Genomic DNA, 21,285 nt, shown 5'->3' on the forward strand with positions numbered 1-21,285 from the left:
ATGGCCGACGGAATCACCATCTCGATCGCGGACCGCCTCACAGCGGATGACCTTCGCCGGATCGAGGCACTTCTCCCTCAGCTCTCGGCGACCGCTCGATTCGACGCGGAACGGGTGCTCTCGTTGCTCCAGGCGCAGAACACCGACCTGTTCGTCGCGCGCGAGTCAGGCCGCATCGTGGGAATGGCCACCCTCGTGACGGCCCCGCTCATCACCGGATGGCACGGCAGCATCGAAGACGTCGTGGTCGATCAGAGCACCCGTGGACGAGGCATCGCACGCCTGCTGCTCGAAGCGATCATCGACGAGTCGCAACAGCGGGGGCTGCCGACACTCGACCTGACGTCCCGACCGTCTCGCGAATCGGCGTTGCGCCTCTACGAGTCCGTCGGCTTCGTCCGTCGCAACACGAATGTGCTGCGCTTCGCACCGCAGGGAGACTGAATCGAGGCGAGCATCGCGACCCCGCCGAACTCAGTCCGGCTCGACGGCCGACCCCTCGGCGACGATGTCGGTCTCGGTGTACCGCCGCACCCAGTACTCGGTCTGAGCCACATGAGCGGATGCCGCAGCCGACGCCGCAACCGGATCAGCCGCCGCGAGCCCGCGAAGAATAGCCCGGTGCCCCGCGTCCGAGTGCAGCTTGAGTTCGGCGGCGTCATCGGCATCCGGAATCCGATACGCCCGCGACCGTGAGCGCAGCACGTCGATGAGGCTCGTGAGGGCGTCGTTGCCGGCGACCTCCGAGATCGTCATGTGGAAGGCGTGGTCGAGGCGGGAGTGGTCTTCGAAGTCATCACTGGCCTCGATCTCGTCGAGCACGCCGCCGAGCGTCTCGATCGTCGCGGCATCGATGCGGGCCGCGGCGAGCGCCGCGGCATGCGGTTCGAGCACCCGGCGCAGCTCGGTCAGCTCGAGCACTCCGGCCATGGGCAGCAGCCCGACCGTCAGCGACAAGCTGCCGATGAGGTCGGCGGCGCGCAGTTCGCTGACATAGCTGCCAGACCCGTGGCGGGTCTCGAGCACCCCGAGTGCGGCCAGCATGCGGATGGCTTCGCGCAGCGATCCTCGCGAGACGCCCAGCGTCTCGCACAGCTCGCCCTCGCTGGGCAGACGGTCACCGGGGCGCAGTGCGCCGTCGGCGATCAGCGCACGCAGCCCGTGCAGGGCCGTATCCAAAGCACTCATCGTGATCCTCTCTGACACCGGCCACTCCCCTGCGAGTCTGTCGGACCCGCGCTCTTCATCAAATTCGTATGACAACTATGTTTCATCTTCACCTTTCCATAGCCATATCGGAACCTCTGTGGCAAAGTTGTGCAACAACTAGCCCGACGCACCGACGAGGACCGATGCCCGCACCACTCTTCCCCGCACCGCTCACGCTGAACTCCGGCATCCGAGCCCGTGATGCGTGGCCCCTCGATCCCGACGTGATCCACCTGAACCACGGCTCGTTCGGCGCTGTGCCCACCGCGGTCGTCGCGCAGCAGGATGCACTGCGGCGCCGAGCCGACCTCAGCCCGGTCGAGTGGTTCCCCCGCATCGCCGAGCGGGTGCGCGCGGCCCGCGAAGCCACCGCCCCGTTCCTCGGCGCCCACGCCGAAGACAGCGTCTTCGTTCCCAACGCCTCGGCCGCGGCCACCGTCGTCTACAACGCCATGCACCTCGAGCGCGGCGACGAGATCCTCGTCACCGACCAGGGCTACGGCGCGATCACGATGGGCGCGCAGCGCCTGGCCCGCCGCTTCGGAGCATCCGTCCGCGCCGTCGAGCTGCCGCTGCTGGCCTCCGACGACGAGGTCGTGCAGCGCTTCGCCGACGCGCTCACCCCGCACACCCGTCTGATCGTCGTCGACCAGATCACCTCGCCCACCGCCCGCATGCTGCCGACCCGCCGCATCGCCGAGCTCGCCGCCGAGCGCGGCATCCGCACGCTCGTCGACGGCGCACATGCCCCCGGGCTCGTGCCGGATGCCGCCGCGGTCGCCGGCGGTGACTGGTGGTTCGGCAACCTGCACAAGTGGCCCTGCGCCCCGCGCGGTTCGGCGCTGCTCGTCACGACCGCTCCCGACCGCGACGACCTCTGGCCGCTCATCGACTCGTGGTCCGCGAACGAGCCCTACCCCGAGCGCTTCGACACCCAGGGCACGATCGACGCGACGACCTATCTCGCCACCCCGGCATCGATCGAGTTCATCGAGGCCGAGTTCGGCTGGCACAACGCCCGCCGGGCCATGGCGCAGATGGCGGATGCCGGAGCCGAGATCATCGCCGAGGGCCTGCGCCCCTACGGCGACGAAGACCCCCTGACGCCGCTGCCCTCGCCCGTGCCGTCGATGCGGCTCGTGCGTCTGCCGCTCGGACTCGGCTCGACCCGCGAGGAGGCCGACGCTCTGCGCATGGACCTGCTCGACGAGACCGGCGTCGAGACCGCGTTCACCAGCTTCCGCGGCGTCGGCTACTTCCGCCTGTCGGCCCACCTCTACACCGAGGCATCCGACTTCGAAGCCTTCGTCGAGCGCTGCATCCCGCAGATCCTTCGCCGCGCCGGCATCCGCACCCCCGACTCGATCATCGTCTCCTGACCCGAACACCCGAACGCCTGCTCCACACATCACCCGACCCACCACCATCACCCGACCCACCACCATCACCAACTGAGAGGCACCTCGTGAAGAAGAACAGAATCTTGACGACCGCCGCGGGAATCGGCACCGTCGCCGCACTCGCGCTCACCGGCTGTTCCGCAAGCGGCGGCGACTCCGCCGACGGCACCGTCACCCTGCAGATGGTCGAGAGCCTGACCAACCCTGCACGCACCGACCTGCTCCGCGGACTCCTCGACGACTTCGAGAAGGAGAACCCTGACATCAAGGTCAAGCTGGTCTCGCCGCCCACCGAGCAGGCCGACGCGAAGATCCAGCAGATGCTGCAGTCGGGCAAGGGCGTCGACGTGCTCGAGGTCCGCGACATCACGGTCGGCCCCTTTGCGAACAACGGCTGGCTGCACGACATCTCGGGCGACCTCGAGAAGTGGGACGGCTGGGACGCCCTGACCGACAACGCGCAGGCCGCATCGGTGGCCACCGACGGCAAGAGCTACTTCGTGCCCTACGGCTTCTACGGTCTGTCGCTCTTCTACCGCACCGACCTGGTCGAAGAGGCGGGCTTCGACGGTCCTCCGCACAGCTGGAAGGATCTGCTCGAGCAGGCCAGCGCCATCCAGGACCCCTCGAACAACATCTACGGCTACGCGTTCCGTGGCGGTGCGAACGCGAACAGCAACGTGGTCGCCGCGATCGAGGCGTACACGATCGACGGCCTCGACGTCGATGACGCGTTCCTGATGGAGGACGGCTCGACGATCTTCGCCGCCCCCGAGGCGCAGGAGGCCGTCGACGACTACTTCGATCTGTTCAAGGAGGCCTCGCCGCCGTCCGCCGTCTCGTGGGGCTACCCCGAGATGGTCGCCGGCTTCACCAACGGCACCACGGCGTTCCTGCTGCAGGACCCCGAGGTCATCGCCACGGTGCAGGACTCGTCGCTGACCGAAGACCAGTGGGACACCGCTCCACTGCTCGTCGGGCCGTCCGGCAAGGCCGCGCAGCCGCTGGCCGTCGCCGGCTGGGGCGTCGCGGAGAACAGCGAGCACCAGGATGCCGCGGTCAAGCTCGTCGAGTTCCTCTCGTCGGCCGAACCAGCCACCGAGTTCGCCCAGGCCAACAGCCTCGTGCCGATCATCTCGGAGGCTGCGGATGACGAGTTCTACTCCTCGGGTCCGTGGACGAGCTACGTCACGATGACCGAAGACCCCGAGACGTACGTCAACGTGCAGCAGCCGCGTGGCGTGAGCTGGTGGACCGAGTGGATCCAGAAGTCCGACCAGGACGTGCAGAACGTGCTGCTCGGCAACATGTCGACCAGCGAGCTGCTCGAGTCGTGGGACGCCTTCTGGACCGAGAAGTACGCAGCGGAAAAGGGCTGATCCGTGACCCGGACCGCACTCGAAGGGGGCTCCGTCGGCACCGCCGGCGGGGCCTCCCCGTCATCCCGCCGGCGCCGCCCCTTCCGTGGCCGCCACGCGCTGACGCTGCTGGCCTTCATGGCCCCGGCGATCGTGTTCGTGTGCTGGTTCACCTACTGGCCCATGCTGCAGGGCGCACGCATGGCCTTCCACGACTGGAACCTGTGGGATCTCACCTCGACCCCCTGGGTGGGCTTCGACAACTTCGTGACCGTCTTCCAAGACCCGGCGTTCCCCATCGTCGCGTGGAACTCGGTGCTCTGGGTCGTCGGCTCACTCGTGCCGCAGCTCGTGATCGGCTTCCTGATCGCGCTCGCCCTGCGCAAGCGGTTCCGCTTCCGCGGGCTCTACCAGGCCCTCGTGTTCTTCCCCTGGGCGGTCTCGGGATTCCTGATCGGCATGCTGTTCCGCTGGATGTTCAACGCCGAGTTCGGCGTCGTGAACGACCTGCTCATGAAGGTCGGTCTGATCGACGCTCCGCTGCCCTGGCTGGCCGATCCGAAGCTCGCGATGTTCGCGGTCATCGTGGCCAACATCTGGTACGGCGTGACGTTCTTCGCGATCATGATCCTCGCAGCGCTCCAGTCGGTGCCTGACGAGATGCTCGAGGCCGCGAGCCTCGACGGTGCAGGCAAGGTGCGCCAGCTCTTCTCGATCATCATCCCGTACATCTCGATGACGCTGCTGCTGACGATCCTGCTGCGCATCATCTGGATCTTCAACTTCCCCGACATCATCTACGCGATGACCAACGGCGGGCCGGCGAACCAGACGCACATCATCACGACGTGGATGATCAACTACACCCAGCAGGGCAACTACGGCATCGCGAGTGCGATCGGACTCATCGTCGTCGCGTTCCTGTTCGTGTTCTGCGCGTTCTATCTGATGGCGATGCGGAAGGTGCAGCGATGACCATCACCGGCACAACAGTCACCGAGACCCGGCGTCTCACCGTTCCCGACATCGCGAAGGCGCCGCGACCTGCGCGCAAGGTGTCGGTCGGCGGCGTCGTGCGTGTGGTCGGGCTTCTGCTCTGGCTCGTCATCACGCTGTTCCCGCTGTACTGGATCGCACTGACATCGTTCAAATCGCCGGGCACGATCAACTCGTTCCCGATCGAGTACTGGCCGTCAGAGCCCTCGTTCGACAACTACGTCAGCCTGTTCGAGCAGAGCTCGTTCGGGGTGTTCCTCGGCAACTCCGCTCTCGTGGCGACGATCGCGGGCGCGGTCGCGACGCTGATCGCGCTGCTGAGCGCCTATGTGATCGCCCGCTTCGAGTTCCGCGGCAAGGGCACGGTGCTGGTCGCCTTCCTGCTGACGCAGATGATCCCGGCGTTCATCGCGCTGGGCCCGCTGTACTCGATGATGACCGACCTCGGCCTGGTCGACACCAAGCCCGGTCTGATCCTCGTGTACATCGCGGTCTGCATCCCGTTCTCCACCGTCATGCTGCGCGGGTTCTTCGAGAACGTCCCCGATGCCCTCGAAGAGGCGGCGATGATCGACGGATGCTCGCGCTTCGGCGCTCTGTTCCGGGTGCTCGTGCCGGTGATGACCCCCGGCATCATCGCCGCGTTCATCTTCAACTTCGTCAACTGCTGGAACGAGCTGTTCCTGTCGGTCGTGCTGATGAACACGGATGAGAACCGCACCGTGCCGTCGGCGCTGAACGGCTTCATCTCGACGTTCAACATCGACTGGGGTTCGATGTCGGCCGCGGCCGTGCTGACCATCCTGCCGACCATGGTGATGTTCGCTCTCGCGAGCCGCTGGATCGTGCAGGGCCTGACGGCCGGCGCCGTCAAGGAGTAAGCGCTCCCGCACACGACGAAGGCCGCCGTTCATCCCGAACGGCGGCCTTCGTCATGCGGCGGTCAGACCAGGCGCGCCTTCGGCGACACCGAGTAGGTGGCCTCGGCGTCGCGGTTGACCGTGTCGCCCAGCGCGGCGTCGATGGCCGCGAGGGTGTCGGCGTCGAGCGTCACACCCGAGGCCTTGACCGTCTCGGCCAGCTGCTCGGGGCGCGAGGCTCCGACGAGAGCGGCGGCGACGTTCGGGTTCTGCAGCACCCACGCGATCGCGAGCTGCGGCATCGACAGGCCCGCCTCTTCGGCGATCGGCTTGAGCTTCTGCACCGCGGTGAGGATGTCGTCCTGCAGGAAGCTCTTGATGAACTCCGAACCGCTGTGCGGGTCGGTCGCGCGCGAGCCCTCGGGCACCGGCTGGCCGGGCAGGTACTTGCCCGACAGCACGCCCTGCGCCATCGGCGACCAGACGATCTGCGAGATGCCGAGCTCTTCGGAGGCCGGCACGACCTTGCCCTCGATCACGCGGTGCAGCATCGAGTACTGCGGCTGGTTCGAGATGAGCTGCACGCCGAGCTGCTTCGCGAGCGCGTGGCCCTCCCGCAGCTGCTCGGCCGTCCACTCCGAGACGCCGATGTAGAGCGCCTTGCCCTGACGGACGACGTCGGCGAACGCCTGGAACGTCTCTTCCAGCGGGGTCTCGTAGTCGAAGCGGTGCGCCTGGTAGAGGTCGACGTAGTCGGTGCCGAGGCGCTTCAGCGAGCCGTTGATCGACTCGAGGATGTGCTTGCGGCTCAGTCCGGTGTCGTTCGGACCCTTGGGGCCGGTCGGGAAGTAGACCTTCGTGAAGATCTCGAGCCCCTCGCGGCGCTGTCCTTCGAGGGCCTTGCCGAGCACGACCTCCGCCGCGGTGTTGGCATACGTGTCTGCCGTGTCGAACGTGGTGATGCCGGCGTCGAGCGCCGCGTGCACCGTCTTGACGGCGGCGTCGTCGCCGACCTGCGATGCGTGGGTGACCCAGTTGCCATAGGTGATCTCAGAGACTTTGAGACCGCTGTTGCCGAGATAGCGATAGTTGACCATGCAACAACGCTACCCGCCGTCACCGACACCGGGGCCTGATCGCCGTGACCGGTCTCAGAACAGCAGGTGTCAGGAGATCGGCGCGGCAGCGTGCCGCCGTCTGCTCATGCGCCCGCGCTAGGGGCGGTCGCTGAGAGCATCCCGATACTCCTGCCACGCGACACCGAGCCGGCGCACACCCTCGGCGAGCACGTCGTCGGGCGCAGTGAACGGGATGCGGATGTGATCGTCGGGAAGGACGGATGCCGCGAACGCCGCGCTTCCGGCGATCGACACCCCGTGCACGGCCGCGATCCGGGCAAAAGCGCTGGCCGAACCCACCGGCAGGGTCACCCAGAGAGAGAGTCCGCCGCGCGGCTCGGCCCAGCGCCAGTCGGGCAGGTGCTCGGCCAGCAGCGACCGCACGAGTCGCAGACGCTCGCCGTGGATCCGGCTGGTCGCGGTCCGCAGGTCGACGGCCCTCGCGAGGAGGTCGAGTGCGAGGAGCTGACCAGGCACACTCGTCGACTGGTCAGCGAGCTGTCGTGCCGCGCGCAGCCTGCGCACCAGAACAGGGTCGGCCCGCAGCCAGCCGATCCTCAGCCCAGCCCACGCCCACTTCGACACCGACTCGACGACGATGATCGGCGCATCGGCGCGCTCCGCCGCCAGCGTCGGGGGCACGACGCCGTCGAACGAGATGCCCGCGACCACCCTGTCTTCGATGACGGGCACACCGTATTGCGCGGCCAGTTCGGCGACGCGATGTCGCGCGGCCGCAGGAAGTCTGGTGCCCGTGGGGTTCTGATGGTGGGGGTTGAGGGCGATCGCGACCGGGCGCAGCCGGGCGATCGCGACCTCGAGCGCATCGACATCGAGCCCGTCGTGCCCCATCGGGATGCCGTGCACCACGCCTCCGCGAAGACCGACCGAGTCGGTGACGCCCGGCCAGGTCACCTCCTCGGCGAGCACCACGTCGCCAGGCCCGACCAGCGCGTTGATCACGAGGCTGATCGCCTGCTGCGCACCGTGGGTGACCAGGATCTGCTCGCGCGTGGTCGGCGTCCCCTCCGCGCAGTACATGTCGGCGATCAGCTCGCGCAGCGCAGGCAGCCCGGCGGGGTCGGTCTCGGGGAGCAGCGCGAGCTCGAGCCGCGGCTGGTGTTCGCGGATCAGCTGGATGGCGAGATCGGAGAGCTGCGGCACCGTGCGCAGCAGATCGATCGTGTTCGGCGACGCCGAGAAGAGCGCTTCTCCGCGCCCTGGTCGCTGCACGGATGCGATCGCCGGCGCCGCGACTCCGGTGACACGCGTGCCGCTGCCCTGGCGGCGGTCGACGAGCCCGCGCTCGGCGAGGTCCGCGTAGGCTGCGACGACCGTCCCCCGAGACACCGCGCTCGCTGCGGCGAACGCCCGCTCCGCCGGAAGCCTGTCGCCCGCGCGCAGCTCGCCACCCGAGATGAGAGCGGCCACGCCCTCAGACAGCCGCGCCGCCAGAGTGCCCTCGCCCTGGGTCCATCGACCGAGTCGAGCGGCGAGACCCTCCGCCGACACCTCGCCCGCGCGCACGAGGGGCGCGACCCCATCGGCCGATCGCTGGGCCACTGGTCGACTATTGGCTCTGTCGATGACGCTCATGGCATCCAATTCTGGACCAATGACCCAGCCAATCGCCATCCAACGTCAAGATCTTGAACCAATCTCGCCCGAATGGACCATTCGAGAGCTCGTCGAATGGCTCTCGGAGGACTCCCGCCAGCACGACCCGGCGCTCCGCCGGTCGCTGATGCTCATCGAGACAGCGCTGACCGGTGCCACCTGGACGGGCGAGCCGTCGACGGTCGCGCTGATCCGCTCGCTCGCCGCCGCGGTGCGCACTCAGGGCGATCTGCAGATCGTCGACGTGCTCTCCCCGGCGTCACGGATAACGAGACCCGTCGAGCAGGTGCGGATCCGCGACCTCGCCGCACGCCTGCCGCGCCGCGTGGCCTGAGCCGGCAGACCGGAGCGTCAGACCCGGGGCTCGACCAGCTGCTCCTGCTCTTCGAGCGTCTGGGCCTGCGCACGCTTCTCCGCGAGCTCGCGCTCCTCGGCCTGCGCCCGCTCCTGCGCCACCTGAGCAGCCTCCTTGCGTTCCGCTCTGGTCTGCGGCTCGGCAGGCGAAGCATCCGCCTGGATCCCCTGCGACTGCACGGTCACGATCGCCGCTCGGTCGCGGAATCCCTCGGCCGTGACCTTGTCGAGTGCGACCTGCCTGCGGATCGCGGCGGCCTTCTCGTAGAGCGACGGGTCGCCGTACGACGTGAGCACCTTCACGAGCACAGGCAGCAGCTCGATCATGAAGAACAGCGCGGCGATCAGGATGTGCGCCCACAGGATCGTCGGCTCCTTCTCACTCAGCCGGTTGAGTCCGCTGATCTGGCTCAGCAGACCGATCGCTCCTGCGTTGCCGGATGCCACGGCCTCGGCCCGCGCGTTGTACGCGTCGAGCGCGGCGTCATAGCTGTCGCGCGCGGCAGGCAGCTGCGACTGCGCCTCCTCGCGGTTCTGCGTCTCCGACGTGCTGGTGTTCTCCTTGGCGGCGGTGCCGGCCGCGGCGAGCTCCTCGTTGGCGGTGCGCAGCTGCGCGGCGAGCGCATCGTAGGTCTGCTGCGCCTCGGCGAGCTGGGCCTCGGCGGCATCCGAGCTCGCGCCTTCGCCGTTCACGCCGGTGCAGCCGGGCACCGTGCCAGCGCCCTCACCCGTGAGCTCGCACTGGTAGAGGATGCGTGCCTGATCGATCACTGCCTGCTGGGCGGTCATCTTGGCGGTGAGATCGTCGACCGTGGCCTGAGCGGCGGATTCCGTCGCAGACGACGAGTCGGTGCCGGCGACGATGCCCGTCGCCGCCTGGTTCTCGAGTTCGGCGACGCGGTCGGATGCCGCATCCAACGCCTTCTTCTCGGGGCCCGTCTCCAGAGCCTCCTGGTCGGACTGCGCCTGCGTGATGTTCGTCGCCGCGACCTCGCGGGCGATGTCGTTGTGGAAGATCTGCAGCACGAGCGGCTCTGCGACGACGAAGCCGATGATCGCGGCCATGATCACACGCGGGATCGCGAGCCCGATGAGCTTCCAGACATTGCGCGTCGACGACATGGTCGAGGTCAGGAACCGGTCGAGGTTGAAGATGATCAGCGCCCAGACGACCGCCAGCGGCACGGCGAGCCAGATCGCGGCCTGCACTCCGGTGGTCAGCGCGAACAGCATCGAGATCGCCGAGACCAGTGCGGTGCCGGCGAGCACGAAGAACATCTGCACGAAACGAGGGGTCTCGCCGGGAACCCGGTCGAGGATCTCGCCTTCCGCTCCGCCGAGGATGGCGAGCTTGCGCAGTCGTGAACCAGGCACGCGTGGCGCGCGCTCGCGGGGCTGACGGCGGGGCTTCGGCTCGCGCACGGGCGGGGCGGATGCCGCGGCAGCCGGGTCCGCATCCGCTTCCTGCTCGCTCTCGCGCCGGGGGCCGACCGAATCCGGCGCCTGCAGATCGGCGCCGGTGGGCTCGTATGCACGCAGGAAGTCGAGGTCATCCGTGTCAGCGTTCGGGTCGCTGTCGAGGATGATCCGACCCTGCGAATCGAACCGTCCGGGGCGGTGAGCGGAATAGGGCATTCCGACAATCTACGAAAGGTCGCCTGTGGATAACGTGCACGAACCCTGTGTTTACGCCTCTGTGGGGCCACCCGCACCCGGCCGACGGTCAGCGCGGGAGCATGCGGGTGAGCGCATCGGCGCTCGCGGCGAGCGCGTCGTCAAGTGCGAAATGCCCGGCCGCGCAGAGCGTCGCGAGCCCGTTCACGAGGCCCCATACGCCGATGAGGCCGGTCTGCCCATCGAGTCCCGCGGCGACGGATGCGGCCCCCAGCAGCTCTTCGAGCTCGGTGATCAGCGGTGCCATGGTCTCGCTCGGTTCACCGGGGACGCAGACCGTGGGGTCATAGATCACGTCGAAGCCGTTCGGGTGCTCGACCGCGTAGCGGATGTATGCGGCGCCGCCCTCGATCACCGCGGACGCCGGGTCGGATGCCCCCTCGATCGCCACGCGCACCGCGGCGACGAGGTCGGCCATGCTCCGCTCGGCGAGCACCTTGAGCAGCCCACGGCGGTCGGAGAAGTGGTGGTACGGAGCGTTGTGGCTCACATCGGCGGCGCGGGCGACCTCGCGCAGGCTGATCTCCCCCGCAGGCTTCTCGGCGAGCAGCTGCATCGCCGCCGCCTCGAGGGCGTGGGCGAGGTCGCCGTGGTGATAGCCGGATCGCGAACTTGACACAAGCAACATTGTTGCCTATCTTGACAGTGTCCACCACTGCTTGACACTGTCAACATAGGAGTCCCCATGTCTTCCGCCCTGCTCATCGACGGCCACCCTGACGCCCGCTCCCTCGCCGCCGAGCTCGCCCGGCGCTACGCCGCAGCGCACGGAGACGCGCGCATCCTCGCCCTGCGCGATCTCCATTTCGATCCGTCATTGCGCTTCGGCTACCGCCAGCGCATGGAACTCGAGCCCGACCTGATCGACGCCAAGCGCGCCCTCGCCGAGGCCGCGACGGTCGTCGTGTTCACGCCGCTCTGGTGGGGGTCGGTGCCCGCGCTGCTCAAGGGGTTCTTCGATCGGGCGCTGCTGCCGCAGCAGGAGTACCGCTACTCGAAGCTCGGGCTGCCCGAGGGGCTGCTGCCCGCGCGCAACGGTCGGCTGTTTCTGCTCGCCGACACCCCGTGGTTCCTCACGCCGTTCACCGGGCTGCCGGCGCAGACGCACGTCGCCCGAGGGACGCTGCGTTTCTGCGGCGTCCGCTCGGTGCGCACGACCCGGATGCTGGGCGTCAAAGACGCGAGCCCCGAGCGCATCACCTCATGGCTCGACCGAGCCGAGTCACTCGGCCGCCGAGACGGCATCCGAGATCGGGCGAACGAGGCGGGCGGTTCTCAGGCCATCGCGGCGGACGCCGCTTCGTCCTCGGTCGTCGCGACGAGCTGACCGCACGCACCGTCGATCTCCTTGCCGCGGGTGTCGCGGAGGGTCGTCGGGATGCCGGCGTCGTTGAGCCTGCGCACGAACTCGTTCTGGGCCTCACGGGTCGACGAGGTCCAGATCGAGCCGGGGGTCGGGTTCAGCGGGATCGGGTTGACGTGCACCCAACCGCGGCCGCGCTCGTTCAGCTTGTCGGCGAGCAGGTCGGCACGCCAGGCGTGGTCGTTCATGTCCTTGATCAGCGCGTACTCGATCGAGACGCGGCGACCCGTCTTCTCGTAGTAATACCGGGCGGCATCGAGTGCCTCGTCGACCTTCCACCGCGAGTTCACCGGGATGAGCTCGTCGCGCAGGTGGTCGTCGGGAGCATGCAGCGACAGGGCGAAGGTCACCGGGATGCCCTCGTCGGCGAGCTTCTTGATCGCCGGCACGAGTCCGACCGTCGACACCGTGATGCCGCGGGCGCTCATGCCGAGGCCGTCGGGCTGCGGAGCGACCATCGACCGCACTGCATCCATGACGCGCTTGTAGTTGGCGAGTGGCTCACCCATGCCCATGAAGACGATGTTCGAGACGCGCTCCATCGAGTGGTCGTCGGACTTCTTGCCACCGAGTCCGCCTTCGGCGATCAGACGGTTGGCACGCACGATCTGCTCGATGATCTCGGCGGTCGACATGTTGCGCGTGAGACCGGCCTGGCCGGTGGCGCAGAACGGGCAGTTCATGCCGCATCCGGCCTGCGACGAGACGCACAGCGTGATGCGGCCGGGGTAGCGCATGAGCACCGACTCGACCAGGGCGCCGTCGTGCAGACGCCACAGGAACTTGATCGTGTCGCCCTTGTCCGTCTCCAGGCGACGCACCTCGGTGAGCAGCGGCGGCAGCATGCCGGCCACGAGCGACTCGCGGATGTCGGCGGGGAGGTCGGTCATCTCCGCGGCATCCGACGTGTAGTGGCGGAAGTAGTGGGTCGAGAGCTGCTTCGCCCGGAATCCGGGAAGGCCGAGTTCCTTGACCTTCTCGATGCGCTCGGCCGGCGTGAGGTCGGCGAGGTGCACCGGCGGCTTGCCGCGCTTGGGGCTCGCGAACTGCAGCAGCGGGCGCCCCTCGGCATCCTTCTGCTGGGTCCACCCCTCGGTCGCAGGGCGCACCTGCGCGACACCGGTGGACCGGACGGCCCCCGAACGGGACGACGCGGGTGCCGTGGCGGGGCGCGTCTCGCGCGTGCGGGGAGTCTCGGTCATACCTCCAGGGTACGCGGTGCCGGGTGGGAAGGCCCTGGGGCGGCGGCATGCGCATCCCTAGACTGAGCGAATGGACATCATCATCGCTGTCGGCGCGGTCATCGCAGCTGTCATCATCGGCGTGGTGATCGTCGGCGCAGCACTGCGATCGATGCGTCCCCAGGCTCCCGAGCCCCACGTGTTCACCCCCTCGCCGACGATGGCCCGATCGGTGGCCTCCACGTCGACGTCGACCGCCTCGGCGTCGCAGCTGACTCCCACGGCGATCGCCGAGATCGACCGGCTCGTCGCGTCGGGGCACAAGATCAACGCCATCAAGCTCTACCGCCAGCACACGGGCGTGCGCCTGCAGGAGGCGAAGGACCGGATCGACCACTGGTCGGTCAGCACCACGGCCCCGCAGCTCGCGGCCGTGTCGAACGCCTCGGCCGTGCACTCGTCGATCACGGCGACGCCGTCGTCGGTGCGCGGGGCGCTGCCGGCATCCGTCTCCTCCGAGGTCGACCGACTCGTGTCCGCCGACCAGAAGATCCAGGCGATCAAGCTCGTGAGGGAGCACACGGGCCTGAGCCTCAAGGAGTCGAAGGACCTCGTCGAGGCCTGGCCGCGCCCGCGTCAGTTGTAATTACAGGTTGCGGTCGGAGAGAATGGGACCGATCCCCCACTGAAGGAGCTCCGATGCCCGACCGTCTCTCCCGTGCCCGCGCCACCGGCGTCCTCGCCGTGCTCCGCGCGCCCTCTCCCGAGCTCGCGCTCGAGGCATCAGAGGCGATCATCCGCGGCGGCGTGACCGGCATCGAGGTCACGTTCTCGACACCGGACGCACCGGCCGTGATCCGCGAGCTCATCGCACGCCACGGCGACGCCGCCTACATCGGCGCCGGCACCGTCACCACCGCCGAGCAGGCCGCACTCGCCGCCGACGCCGGTGCGGAGTTCCTTGTCAGCCCCGGCACCCTCCCTGCGCTGACCCGTGCGATGCTCGACACCGATCGCGTCGTCATGACCGGCGCGATGACGCCCACCGAGGTCATGGGTGCGCTCGAGCTCGGCGTCGACGTGGTCAAGATCTTCCCCGCGTCGCTCGGCGGCCCCTCCTACCTCGGCGCACTCCGGGGCCCGTTCCCCGACGCCCCGCTGATGCCGACCGGCGGCGTCTGCCCCGACAACCTCGCCGACTGGTTCCGTGCCGGTGCCGTCGCTGTCGGCGCAGGCGGAGACCTGGCGAACGGCGCCTCTCTCGCCGCATCGGACTGGGCCGACATCGAGCAGCGCTCTGCTCGATTCGCCGCCGCACTCGCCGCCACCCGCAGCTGATGTGATCGAGCTCGCACCCCTCGCGTGGGCCGCGCTCGGCCTCGCCGCGGTCACGATCGGCATCTCGAAGACCGCGCTCCCGGGCGGCAGCATCCTGGCGATCGCCCTGTTCGCGACCGTGCTGCCCGCGCGCACGTCAACCGCCGCGATGCTCCTGCTGCTCATCGTCGGCGACGTGTTCGCGCTGATCACCTATCGCCGCCACGCGCACTGGCCGACCCTGCTGCGCCTGGCGCCGGCCGTGCTCGCAGGGCTCCTGGCGGGCTTCGCGTTCCTCGCGCTTGCGGGCGACGGCATCGTACGCCGCGCGATCGGCGTGATCCTGCTCGCGATGATCGCCGTCACGCTGTGGCGGCGCTGGCGACAGAATCGGGCGGATGCAGTGGCCCCCGCGCCCGGCGGCATCGTGCTCTCGGGCGTCTACGGCACGCTCGGCGGGTTCACCACGATGGTCGCGAACGCGGGCGGACCCGTCATGTCGATGTACTTCCTCGCGACGCGCACTCCCGTGCAGGTGTTCCTGGGAACCTCGGCGTGGTTCTTCGCGATCATCAACCTCGTGAAGATCCCGTTCCTCGCAGGGCTCGGTCTGTTCGACGGACACGTGCTGCTGATGGATGCCGCGCTCGCGCCCCTCGTCGTGCTCGGCGCCCTCGGCGGCATCCGCCTGGCGAAGCGCATGAATCAGGTGCTGTTCGACCGCATCGTGATCATCCTGACGATCGCCGGCGCCGTCTACCTGCTCTTCTGACTCGCGCGCCCGGGCTTTTCCTCGGAAACAGAGACCGATCGCCCTTCGCACGGCGCGTCGCCGAACGACACGCCGCGCCGCGCCGCATCCCGTCTGCGTTCTCCGGCCCGAGACCAGGACGGATGCTGTCAGCAGCCTGTCAGTCGAGGAAGATGTCGGGGAACAGCCGGTCGTCGGGAGTTCCCGGCACGGCGGCGTACTTCGAGAAGTCGGTGACGCCGTCGGCCTCGAGCACATCCTCGACGATCAGCGTCTGCCCGGTGTACTCGGCCGCGGGCTTGAGCAGCACCGCATAGGCGGCGTCGGCATAGATGTCGGGCGTGCGGCTCGCAGCCATGACCTTGTCGCCGCCGAGCAGGTTCTGCACCGCGGCGGTCGCGATCGTGGTGCGCGGCCAGAGGGTGTTGGCGGCGATGCCGTCGCGGGCGAACTCCGCCGCGAGGCCGAGCGTCACCATCGTCATGCCGAACTTCGCGAGCGTGTACCCGGTGTGCGCGCCGAGCCACTTCGGCGTGGGGTTCAGCGGCGGCGAGAGCGACAGGATGTGCGGGTTCTCGGCGTCCTTGAGAATCGGCACGGCCGCGCGCGACAGCATGAAGGTTCCGCGCACGTTCACGTCCTGCATGAGGTCGTACTTCTTCGCGCCGAGATCGAGCGAGCGCGACAGGTCGATGACGCTGGCGTTGTTGATGATGATGTCGATGCCGCCGAACTCGCCCTGCGTCTTCATCACCGCCTCGGTGATGTCGTCGTCGTCGCGCACGTCGCCGACGATCGGCAGAGCCTGGCCGCCGGCGGCCCTGATCTGCTCGGCCGCAGAGTGCACCGTGCCCTCGAGCTTCGGATGCGGAGTGTCTGTCTTCGCGAGCATCGCGATGTTCGCGCCATCGGCCGCGGCGCGCAGTGCGATCGCGAGGCCGATGCCGCGGCTTCCGCCGGACATGAGGATGGTCTTGCCTGCCAGTGTGCTCATCGGCCGCCTTCTCGTTTCGAATCGCGTGGATTGCTGCATGTCGGCTCGAATCGGGTCAGCTGCGCGATTCGGACGCCGGTGGGAGGTTTACTTCGGTGCCATGCGGATCGCGCCGTCGAGACGGATCGTCTCGCCGTTGAGATAGCCGTTCTCGACGATCTGCTGCACGAGGGCGGCGTACTCGTCGGGGCGTCCGAGGCGCGAGGGGAACGGCACCTGCTGGCCGAGCGAGTCCTGTGCGGCCTGCGGCAGACCCATCAGCATCGGGGTCTCCATGATGCCGGGTGCGATGGTGCAGACGCGGATGCCGTAGCGGGCGAGCTCGCGGGCGACCGGAAGGGTCATCGCGTGCACGCCGCCCTTCGATGCCGAATACGCGGGCTGGCCGATCTGTCCGTCGAAGGCCGCCACGCTCGCGGTGTTCACGATCACGCCGCGGTCGCCGTCGCCTGTCGGGTCGTTCTTCGCGATCACGGCGGATGCCTGCGAGAGCACGTTGAAGGTGCCGACGAGGTTGATGCGCACGATGCGCTCGAAGTCGGCGAGCACCGCGGGGTTGCCCTCGCGGTCGAGCACCTTGGCCGGCGGGGCGATGCCGGCGCAGTTGACCACGATGCGCAGCGGCGCTGCCGCCTGAGCCGCGGCGACGGCAGCCGCGGCATCCTCGGCGCTCGTGACGTCGCCCCCTGCGAAGACTCCGCCGAGTTCGTCGGCGATCTCGGCTCCGGCCGACGACGGCAGGTCGAGGATCGTGACCACGGCGCCTGCGGCGGCGAGCGTTCGTGCGGTGGCGAGGCCCAGACCGGACGCACCGCCGGTGATGAGAGCACTCGAGCCCTGGATCTGCATGCGGTTCTCCTTCGAAACGTGTGCGACTCAGTGTCAGTTTAGCTGATTCCGAGTTTCAGGCGACACGTCGGGAGTGTGGCATCCGTCGACCGTGTCGATCCCGAGCCTACGCCGCGCACGCCGAAGGGGCGGAGCCATGCCGGCCCCGCCCCTTCAGAGCGACTCGCGAGATCAGACCTCGATCTGCGCGGCGATGCCCTTCAGCTTGTGACGTGCGAGCGCGAGGTTCGCCGATGCGCTGTTGAGCACGAGGTAGATGAAGAGACCGCTGGCGCCCGTCGTGTTGAGCACGTTGATCAGGTGGTACTGCGAGCTCAGGGTGATGAGGATGTCGTCGATCTCGTCGGTGACCCCGAGGTCTCGCATGGTGGCGAGCTTGGCGCGCACGACGTTCGAGTTGCCGGCCGCGGCGATGCCCAGGTCGAACGAGGGGTTGCCGCCCTGGGCGAGTGCCATTCCGCTGCCGTAGTCGACGATCGCGGCGCCCGTGGCACCCTCGATGGCCAGCAGCTGCTGCAGGGCGTCGTCAAGTGAACTCATGTTGTACTGCTCCTCAATGGTGATGCGTGTGCTCTCGACGGTCTCGTCGGGAGCGGATGCGGGCGCGGATGCCTCAGCGTCTCCACTCCAGATCCACTCCACGAACTGGTCGAGATCCCGTTCGCCGGATTCCTGTGCCGAGATCACCGGCGCCTTCGGCAGCCCGATCGCGGTAGCCTGAGCGGCGTCCGAGCCGGGTGCCCCGGATGCGGATGAGGAGGCGTCGGCATCGCTGCCGTGCCGCCGCCACCACTGCGACCGATACGAAACGCGCACGAAGACCTCTGTGTGTCGAGTGGAATGGATGATGCGGCCGCCGACGGCGACCGGGACTGAGACTAACCGCGCACGGCCCCCCAGAACCGGGAAAATACGTGCATACCGATATACGTTCACACACGAGGTGAGTGACCCCATGAGCATCCCTTCCGTCACGACGGAGATACCGCCGATCGTGCTGGCTCTGGCCGCGGGCGCCGCGCTGAAGCCGGTGTGGTTGAACGGCATCGGCGGGCTGACATTCCGCACCGACGACGGGCGCTACATCAAGTGGGGGCCGCACGACGCCGAGGCGAACATGCGCGATGAGGCAGAGCGCATGCGGTGGGCTCGGCGCTGGATCACGGTTCCCGAGGTGATCGATCAGGGCGAGGACGACGCTCACGAGTGGCTCGTCACCGTCGCGTTGCCCGGCCACAGCGCCGTGGACCGCCGCTGGATCGACGATCCCGAGACCTCGGTGCGCGCCGTGGGCGCCGCTCTGCGGACGATGCACGACTCGCTGCCGGTCGCCGAGTGCCCCTGGACGTGGGACCCGGCGTGGCGGATCGCGAACGCCGAAGAGCGCGGCGTCACCGTGCCCGCCGACCTGCGCGAGCCTCCGCCCGTCGACCGGCTGGTCGTGTGTCACGGCGATTCCTGCATGCCGAACACGCTGCTCGACGACGCCGGTCGACCGCTCGCACATGTCGATCTCGCGGCGCTCGGCGTCGCCGACCGCTGGGCAGACATCGCCGTGGCCTCGATGAGCACCGAGTGGAACTTCGGTCCCGGCTGGGCCGACGCGCTCATCGAGGCCTACGGCATCGCCCCCGATCGGGAGAGGCTCGAGTACTACCGGAGGCTCTGGAACGAGTCCTGAGCCTCAGCCCTTCGATGCGGCGGCGGCCGATGCTGTCTTCGCGGCGGCATCGACGTCGGCATCCTCGTGCAGAACCACCCGGATCTCGGCGATCCGGCGCCGGTCGACGGCGGTGACGCGGATCGTCGCACCGGGCACCTCGACCGAGTCGCCGACCACCGCGAGGCGTCCGAGCATCTCGGTCACGAAACCGGCGACCGTGTCTGACGACCCTCGGGGCAGGGCGATGCCGGTGATCTCGGCGAAGTCCTGCAGGTTCAGGCGTCCGTCGAGCGGCCCACCGGCGTCCGACATCCGGTCTTCGGTGTCGTACTCGTCGAAGATCTCGCCGACGACCTCTTCGACGAGGTCCTCGAGGGTCACGATGCCGTCGGTGCCGCCGTACTCGTCGATGACGACCGCGATCTGGTGTCCGGCCGCGCGCATGCGAGTCAGGGTCGGCAGCACGCCCGCGGTCGAGGGCACGTACTCGACAGGGCGCATGAGGCCGAGCACCGCGCGCGTCGAGTCTTCCGCTGCGGCCTCGAAGAGGTCGCGCACGTGCACGAAGCCCACGATGTCGTCGAGCGAGGCGTCGATCACGGGGTATCGCGAGAACGGCAGTTCCCGCACCTCGGCGATGGCCTCGGCCAGCGTCGCCGCACCGTCGAGCGCGACGACCTCGGGGCGGGGTCGCATGACCTCGCTCACCTGGCGGCCACGCAGCGACAGCACGTCATCGAGGATCCGCCGCTCGTCGTCGGGGAGGCTCTGATGCGTCGCGACGATGTCGCGCAGCTCCTCCTCGCTGAGCTCGTCGGCGGCCTTGTGCGGGTCGCCGCCGAGCAGGCGCACGACCGCGTTGGTCGACACCGAGAGCAGCCAGATGACCGGCCGCATGAAGGTGGCGAAGCCGTCGAGCACCGGCGCGACGGCATACGCGAACTGGGCGTTGCGCTGGATCGCGAGGCGCTTGGGCACCAGCTCGCCCAGCACGAGCGAGAGGTAGGCGATCACCAGCGTCAGCAGCACGGTCGCCAGGGTCAGGGCCAGGGGCGCCGCGACGCCGAGGTTCTCGAGCAGCGGGGCGACCGACGGAGCGATCGACGTCGCACCGTAGGCGGCTGAGGCGAAGCCGGCGACCGTCACGCCGATCTGCACCGCCGAGAGGAAGGTGTTCGGGTTGCGAGCCAGGCTCGCGACCTTCTCACCTCGTCTGCCGCGGGCGGCGATCGCGTTGATCTGGCTCTCACGCAGCGTGACGAGCGCCATCTCGGTGGCGGCGAACACGCCGCCGACGAGCACGAAGACGAACACCAGGGCGATGTTCACCGCGAGGTCGCCCATCAGCGGATCACCTCATGCAGTGCGGGGGTGCCCGAGGTCATTCGGGCACCGGGTCTGTCAGGGTCTGCGGACGCGTCGGAGCGGCGCGACTGGTTCACGAGTGTTCCTTCTGGGTGTCGGTGAGGGATACAGAGGTGGAGGATGCCGAGGTGGAGGAAGCAGCGGGTGCATCCTCGACCGCGACCGGTGCCGATGCGGTCTCGAGCGCGTCGCGCTTGTCGTCTCGTCGCGTCTTCATGAGGCTCGCGATGGTGGCGACGGCGATGGTCGCGCCGATGAAGACCAGCGAGAACCAGATCGGGATCTCGGGCACCCACAGCAGCGGTTCGCCGCCGTTGATGAACGGCAGCTCGTTGACGTGCAGGGCGTGCATCACGAGCTTCACACCGATGAAGGCGAGGATGACCGCGAGGCCCTGGGCGAGGTAGACCAGGCGCTGCAGCAGACCGCCGATGAGGAAGTACAGCTGTCGCAGACCCATGAGGGCGAACGCGTTGGCCGTGAAGACGATGTAGGCCTCTTCGGTCAGACCGTAGATCGCGGGGATCGAGTCGACCGCGAAGATCAGGTCGACGAAGCCGATCGCGATGATCACGAGGAACATCGGCGTGAAGAAGCGCTTGCCGTCGCGCTGCACGGTCAGGCGGTCGCCGTTGTACTCGTCGCTCACCGGCAGGACGCGGCGCACGAAGCGCATGAAACGGCCGTTGGCGGGGTCGGACTCACCGTGGGCGAAGGCCTGGCGGTAGGCCAGGAACAGCAGCAGGGCGCCGAAGAGGTAGAAGATCCACGAGAAGTTCTCGATCAGCGTGGCACCGAGGGCGATGAACCCACCGCGCATGATCAGCGCGATCACGATGCCGATCATCAGCACCTTCTGTTGGTAGATCCGCGGCACGGCGAAGCCGGTCATCACGATCAGGAAGACGAAGAGGTTGTCGATCGACAGCGCCTTCTCGGTCAGGTAGCCGGCGAAGTACTCACCGCCGTACGTCCATCCCGACACGGTGCCGATGCCGACACCGAACAGCAGCGCGAGGCCGATGTAGAAGGCCGACCAGCGGGCGGACTCACCGATGGTCGGCTCATGGGGCTTTCGCACATGGGCGAAGAACTCGTACACGAAGAAGGCGATCGTGACGGCGATCGTGATGATCCACACGAGGGGGGTGATGTTCAAGGAGGTCTCCAGAAGACGAGGCGTGACGATGTCGACGCCAAGGTCTTCTCCATCCTC

The 21,285-nt window shown here is 68.3% G+C and carries 22 protein-coding genes; 11 read left to right on the forward strand and 11 right to left on the reverse strand.

All coding sequences use genetic code 11. The features are described from left to right. Positions 1-444: a GNAT family N-acetyltransferase gene (locus RQG82_RS04240; RefSeq protein ID WP_311257890.1), complete on the forward strand. Its 444-nt coding sequence runs from the start codon at positions 1-3 to the stop codon at positions 442-444. A gap of 30 nt (positions 445-474) precedes the next feature. Here RQG82_RS04240 and RQG82_RS04245 read toward each other — a convergent pair whose 3' ends face one another. Then, the gene (locus RQG82_RS04245; protein WP_311257891.1) at positions 475-1,188 is read right to left on the reverse strand and encodes an FCD domain-containing protein; all 714 of its coding nucleotides are present in this window, start codon (positions 1,186-1,188) and stop codon (positions 475-477) included. Between the two features lie 164 nt (positions 1,189-1,352). Here RQG82_RS04245 and RQG82_RS04250 point away from each other — a divergent pair, with 164 nt between their 5' ends. The 4 genes from RQG82_RS04250 (at position 1,353) to RQG82_RS04265 (ending at position 5,844) form a co-directional block, all read left to right on the forward strand. Then, positions 1,353-2,588 carry an aminotransferase class V-fold PLP-dependent enzyme gene (locus RQG82_RS04250; RefSeq protein WP_311257892.1) on the forward strand — a complete coding sequence of 412 codons (1,236 nt, stop codon included), beginning with the start codon at positions 1,353-1,355 and terminating at the stop codon, positions 2,586-2,588. A gap of 86 nt (positions 2,589-2,674) precedes the next feature. Beyond that, positions 2,675-3,988: a sugar ABC transporter substrate-binding protein gene (locus RQG82_RS04255; RefSeq protein WP_311257893.1), complete on the forward strand. Its 1,314-nt coding sequence runs from the start codon at positions 2,675-2,677 to the stop codon at positions 3,986-3,988. A gap of 3 nt (positions 3,989-3,991) precedes the next feature. Next, positions 3,992-4,942 carry a sugar ABC transporter permease gene (locus RQG82_RS04260; RefSeq protein WP_311257894.1) on the forward strand — a complete coding sequence of 317 codons (951 nt, stop codon included), beginning with the start codon at positions 3,992-3,994 and terminating at the stop codon, positions 4,940-4,942. Further along, positions 4,939-5,844, forward strand: coding sequence for a carbohydrate ABC transporter permease (locus tag RQG82_RS04265; protein ID WP_311257895.1), 906 nt, complete (start codon positions 4,939-4,941; stop codon positions 5,842-5,844). The genes RQG82_RS04260 and RQG82_RS04265 overlap by 4 nt, the downstream gene beginning before the upstream one ends. Positions 5,845-5,906: 62 nt before the next feature. On the opposite strand, the gene RQG82_RS04270 is transcribed toward RQG82_RS04265, so the two are convergent. Further along, complete coding sequence (locus RQG82_RS04270; RefSeq protein ID WP_311257896.1) at positions 5,907-6,920, reverse strand: aldo/keto reductase family protein; 1,014 nt, start codon at positions 6,918-6,920, stop codon at positions 5,907-5,909. A 117-nt stretch (positions 6,921-7,037) separates the two neighbouring features. Further along, the gene (locus tag RQG82_RS04275; protein WP_311257897.1) at positions 7,038-8,504 is read right to left on the reverse strand and encodes a PLP-dependent aminotransferase family protein; all 1,467 of its coding nucleotides are present in this window, start codon (positions 8,502-8,504) and stop codon (positions 7,038-7,040) included. A gap of 52 nt (positions 8,505-8,556) precedes the next feature. Here RQG82_RS04275 and RQG82_RS04280 point away from each other — a divergent pair, with 52 nt between their 5' ends. After that, positions 8,557-8,892: a hypothetical protein gene (locus RQG82_RS04280; RefSeq protein ID WP_311257898.1), complete on the forward strand. Its 336-nt coding sequence runs from the start codon at positions 8,557-8,559 to the stop codon at positions 8,890-8,892. 17 nt (positions 8,893-8,909) lie between these two features. Here the strand turns inward: RQG82_RS04280 and RQG82_RS04285 are convergent, their stop codons facing one another. After that, complete coding sequence (locus tag RQG82_RS04285; RefSeq protein ID WP_311257899.1) at positions 8,910-10,547, reverse strand: DUF4407 domain-containing protein; 1,638 nt, start codon at positions 10,545-10,547, stop codon at positions 8,910-8,912. A gap of 88 nt (positions 10,548-10,635) precedes the next feature. Next, positions 10,636-11,205, reverse strand: a complete 570-nt coding sequence (locus tag RQG82_RS04290) for a TetR/AcrR family transcriptional regulator (protein ID WP_311257900.1) — start codon at positions 11,203-11,205, stop codon at positions 10,636-10,638. A gap of 66 nt (positions 11,206-11,271) precedes the next feature. On the opposite strand from RQG82_RS04290, the gene RQG82_RS04295 reads away from it, so the two are divergent. Next, the gene (locus RQG82_RS04295) at positions 11,272-11,913 is read left to right on the forward strand and encodes an NAD(P)H-dependent oxidoreductase (RefSeq protein ID WP_311257901.1); all 642 of its coding nucleotides are present in this window, start codon (positions 11,272-11,274) and stop codon (positions 11,911-11,913) included. On the opposite strand, the gene rlmN is transcribed toward RQG82_RS04295, so the two are convergent. Continuing rightward, complete coding sequence (gene rlmN, locus RQG82_RS04300; protein WP_311257902.1) at positions 11,862-13,151, reverse strand: 23S rRNA (adenine(2503)-C(2))-methyltransferase RlmN; 1,290 nt, start codon at positions 13,149-13,151, stop codon at positions 11,862-11,864. The two genes, RQG82_RS04295 and rlmN, sit on opposite strands and share 52 nt — an antisense overlap. 70 nt (positions 13,152-13,221) lie before the next feature. Here rlmN and RQG82_RS04305 point away from each other — a divergent pair, with 70 nt between their 5' ends. From RQG82_RS04305 to RQG82_RS04315, 3 genes are read left to right on the forward strand one after another with little or no spacing between them, the layout of a single operon-like run. Further along, the gene (locus RQG82_RS04305; protein ID WP_311257903.1) at positions 13,222-13,776 is read left to right on the forward strand and encodes a ribosomal protein L7/L12; all 555 of its coding nucleotides are present in this window, start codon (positions 13,222-13,224) and stop codon (positions 13,774-13,776) included. Positions 13,777-13,829: 53 nt separating this feature from the next. After that, positions 13,830-14,468 carry a bifunctional 4-hydroxy-2-oxoglutarate aldolase/2-dehydro-3-deoxy-phosphogluconate aldolase gene (locus tag RQG82_RS04310; RefSeq protein ID WP_311257904.1) on the forward strand — a complete coding sequence of 213 codons (639 nt, stop codon included), beginning with the start codon at positions 13,830-13,832 and terminating at the stop codon, positions 14,466-14,468. Between the two features lies 1 nt (position 14,469). Next, the gene (locus tag RQG82_RS04315) at positions 14,470-15,219 is read left to right on the forward strand and encodes a sulfite exporter TauE/SafE family protein (RefSeq protein ID WP_311257905.1); all 750 of its coding nucleotides are present in this window, start codon (positions 14,470-14,472) and stop codon (positions 15,217-15,219) included. 139 nt (positions 15,220-15,358) lie between these two features. On the opposite strand, the gene RQG82_RS04320 is transcribed toward RQG82_RS04315, so the two are convergent. The 3 genes from RQG82_RS04320 to RQG82_RS04330 all read right to left on the reverse strand — a co-directional run bounded on the left by RQG82_RS04320 (position 15,359) and on the right by RQG82_RS04330 (position 17,857). Next, the gene (locus RQG82_RS04320) at positions 15,359-16,192 is read right to left on the reverse strand and encodes an NAD(P)-dependent oxidoreductase (protein ID WP_311257906.1); all 834 of its coding nucleotides are present in this window, start codon (positions 16,190-16,192) and stop codon (positions 15,359-15,361) included. An 87-nt stretch (positions 16,193-16,279) separates the two neighbouring features. Further along, complete coding sequence (locus tag RQG82_RS04325; RefSeq protein WP_311257907.1) at positions 16,280-17,041, reverse strand: SDR family NAD(P)-dependent oxidoreductase; 762 nt, start codon at positions 17,039-17,041, stop codon at positions 16,280-16,282. Positions 17,042-17,212: 171 nt separating this feature from the next. Continuing rightward, the gene (locus RQG82_RS04330; RefSeq protein WP_311257908.1) at positions 17,213-17,857 is read right to left on the reverse strand and encodes a hypothetical protein; all 645 of its coding nucleotides are present in this window, start codon (positions 17,855-17,857) and stop codon (positions 17,213-17,215) included. Positions 17,858-17,996: 139 nt separating this feature from the next. On the opposite strand from RQG82_RS04330, the gene RQG82_RS04335 reads away from it, so the two are divergent. Next, positions 17,997-18,722: an aminoglycoside 3'-phosphotransferase gene (locus RQG82_RS04335; RefSeq protein WP_311257909.1), complete on the forward strand. Its 726-nt coding sequence runs from the start codon at positions 17,997-17,999 to the stop codon at positions 18,720-18,722. 3 nt (positions 18,723-18,725) lie between these two features. On the opposite strand, the gene RQG82_RS04340 is transcribed toward RQG82_RS04335, so the two are convergent. Together RQG82_RS04340 and RQG82_RS04345 are read right to left on the reverse strand one after the other, a co-directional pair. Beyond that, positions 18,726-20,048, reverse strand: a complete 1,323-nt coding sequence (locus RQG82_RS04340) for a hemolysin family protein (RefSeq protein WP_311257910.1) — start codon at positions 20,046-20,048, stop codon at positions 18,726-18,728. A gap of 94 nt (positions 20,049-20,142) precedes the next feature. Further along, complete coding sequence (locus RQG82_RS04345) at positions 20,143-21,228, reverse strand: TerC family protein (protein WP_311257911.1); 1,086 nt, start codon at positions 21,226-21,228, stop codon at positions 20,143-20,145. Positions 21,229-21,285 lie beyond the last annotated feature (57 nt).

Source organism: Microbacterium sp. WCS2018Hpa-9 (genome assembly GCF_031843745.1).
Lineage (GTDB): Bacteria > Actinomycetota > Actinomycetes > Actinomycetales > Microbacteriaceae > Microbacterium.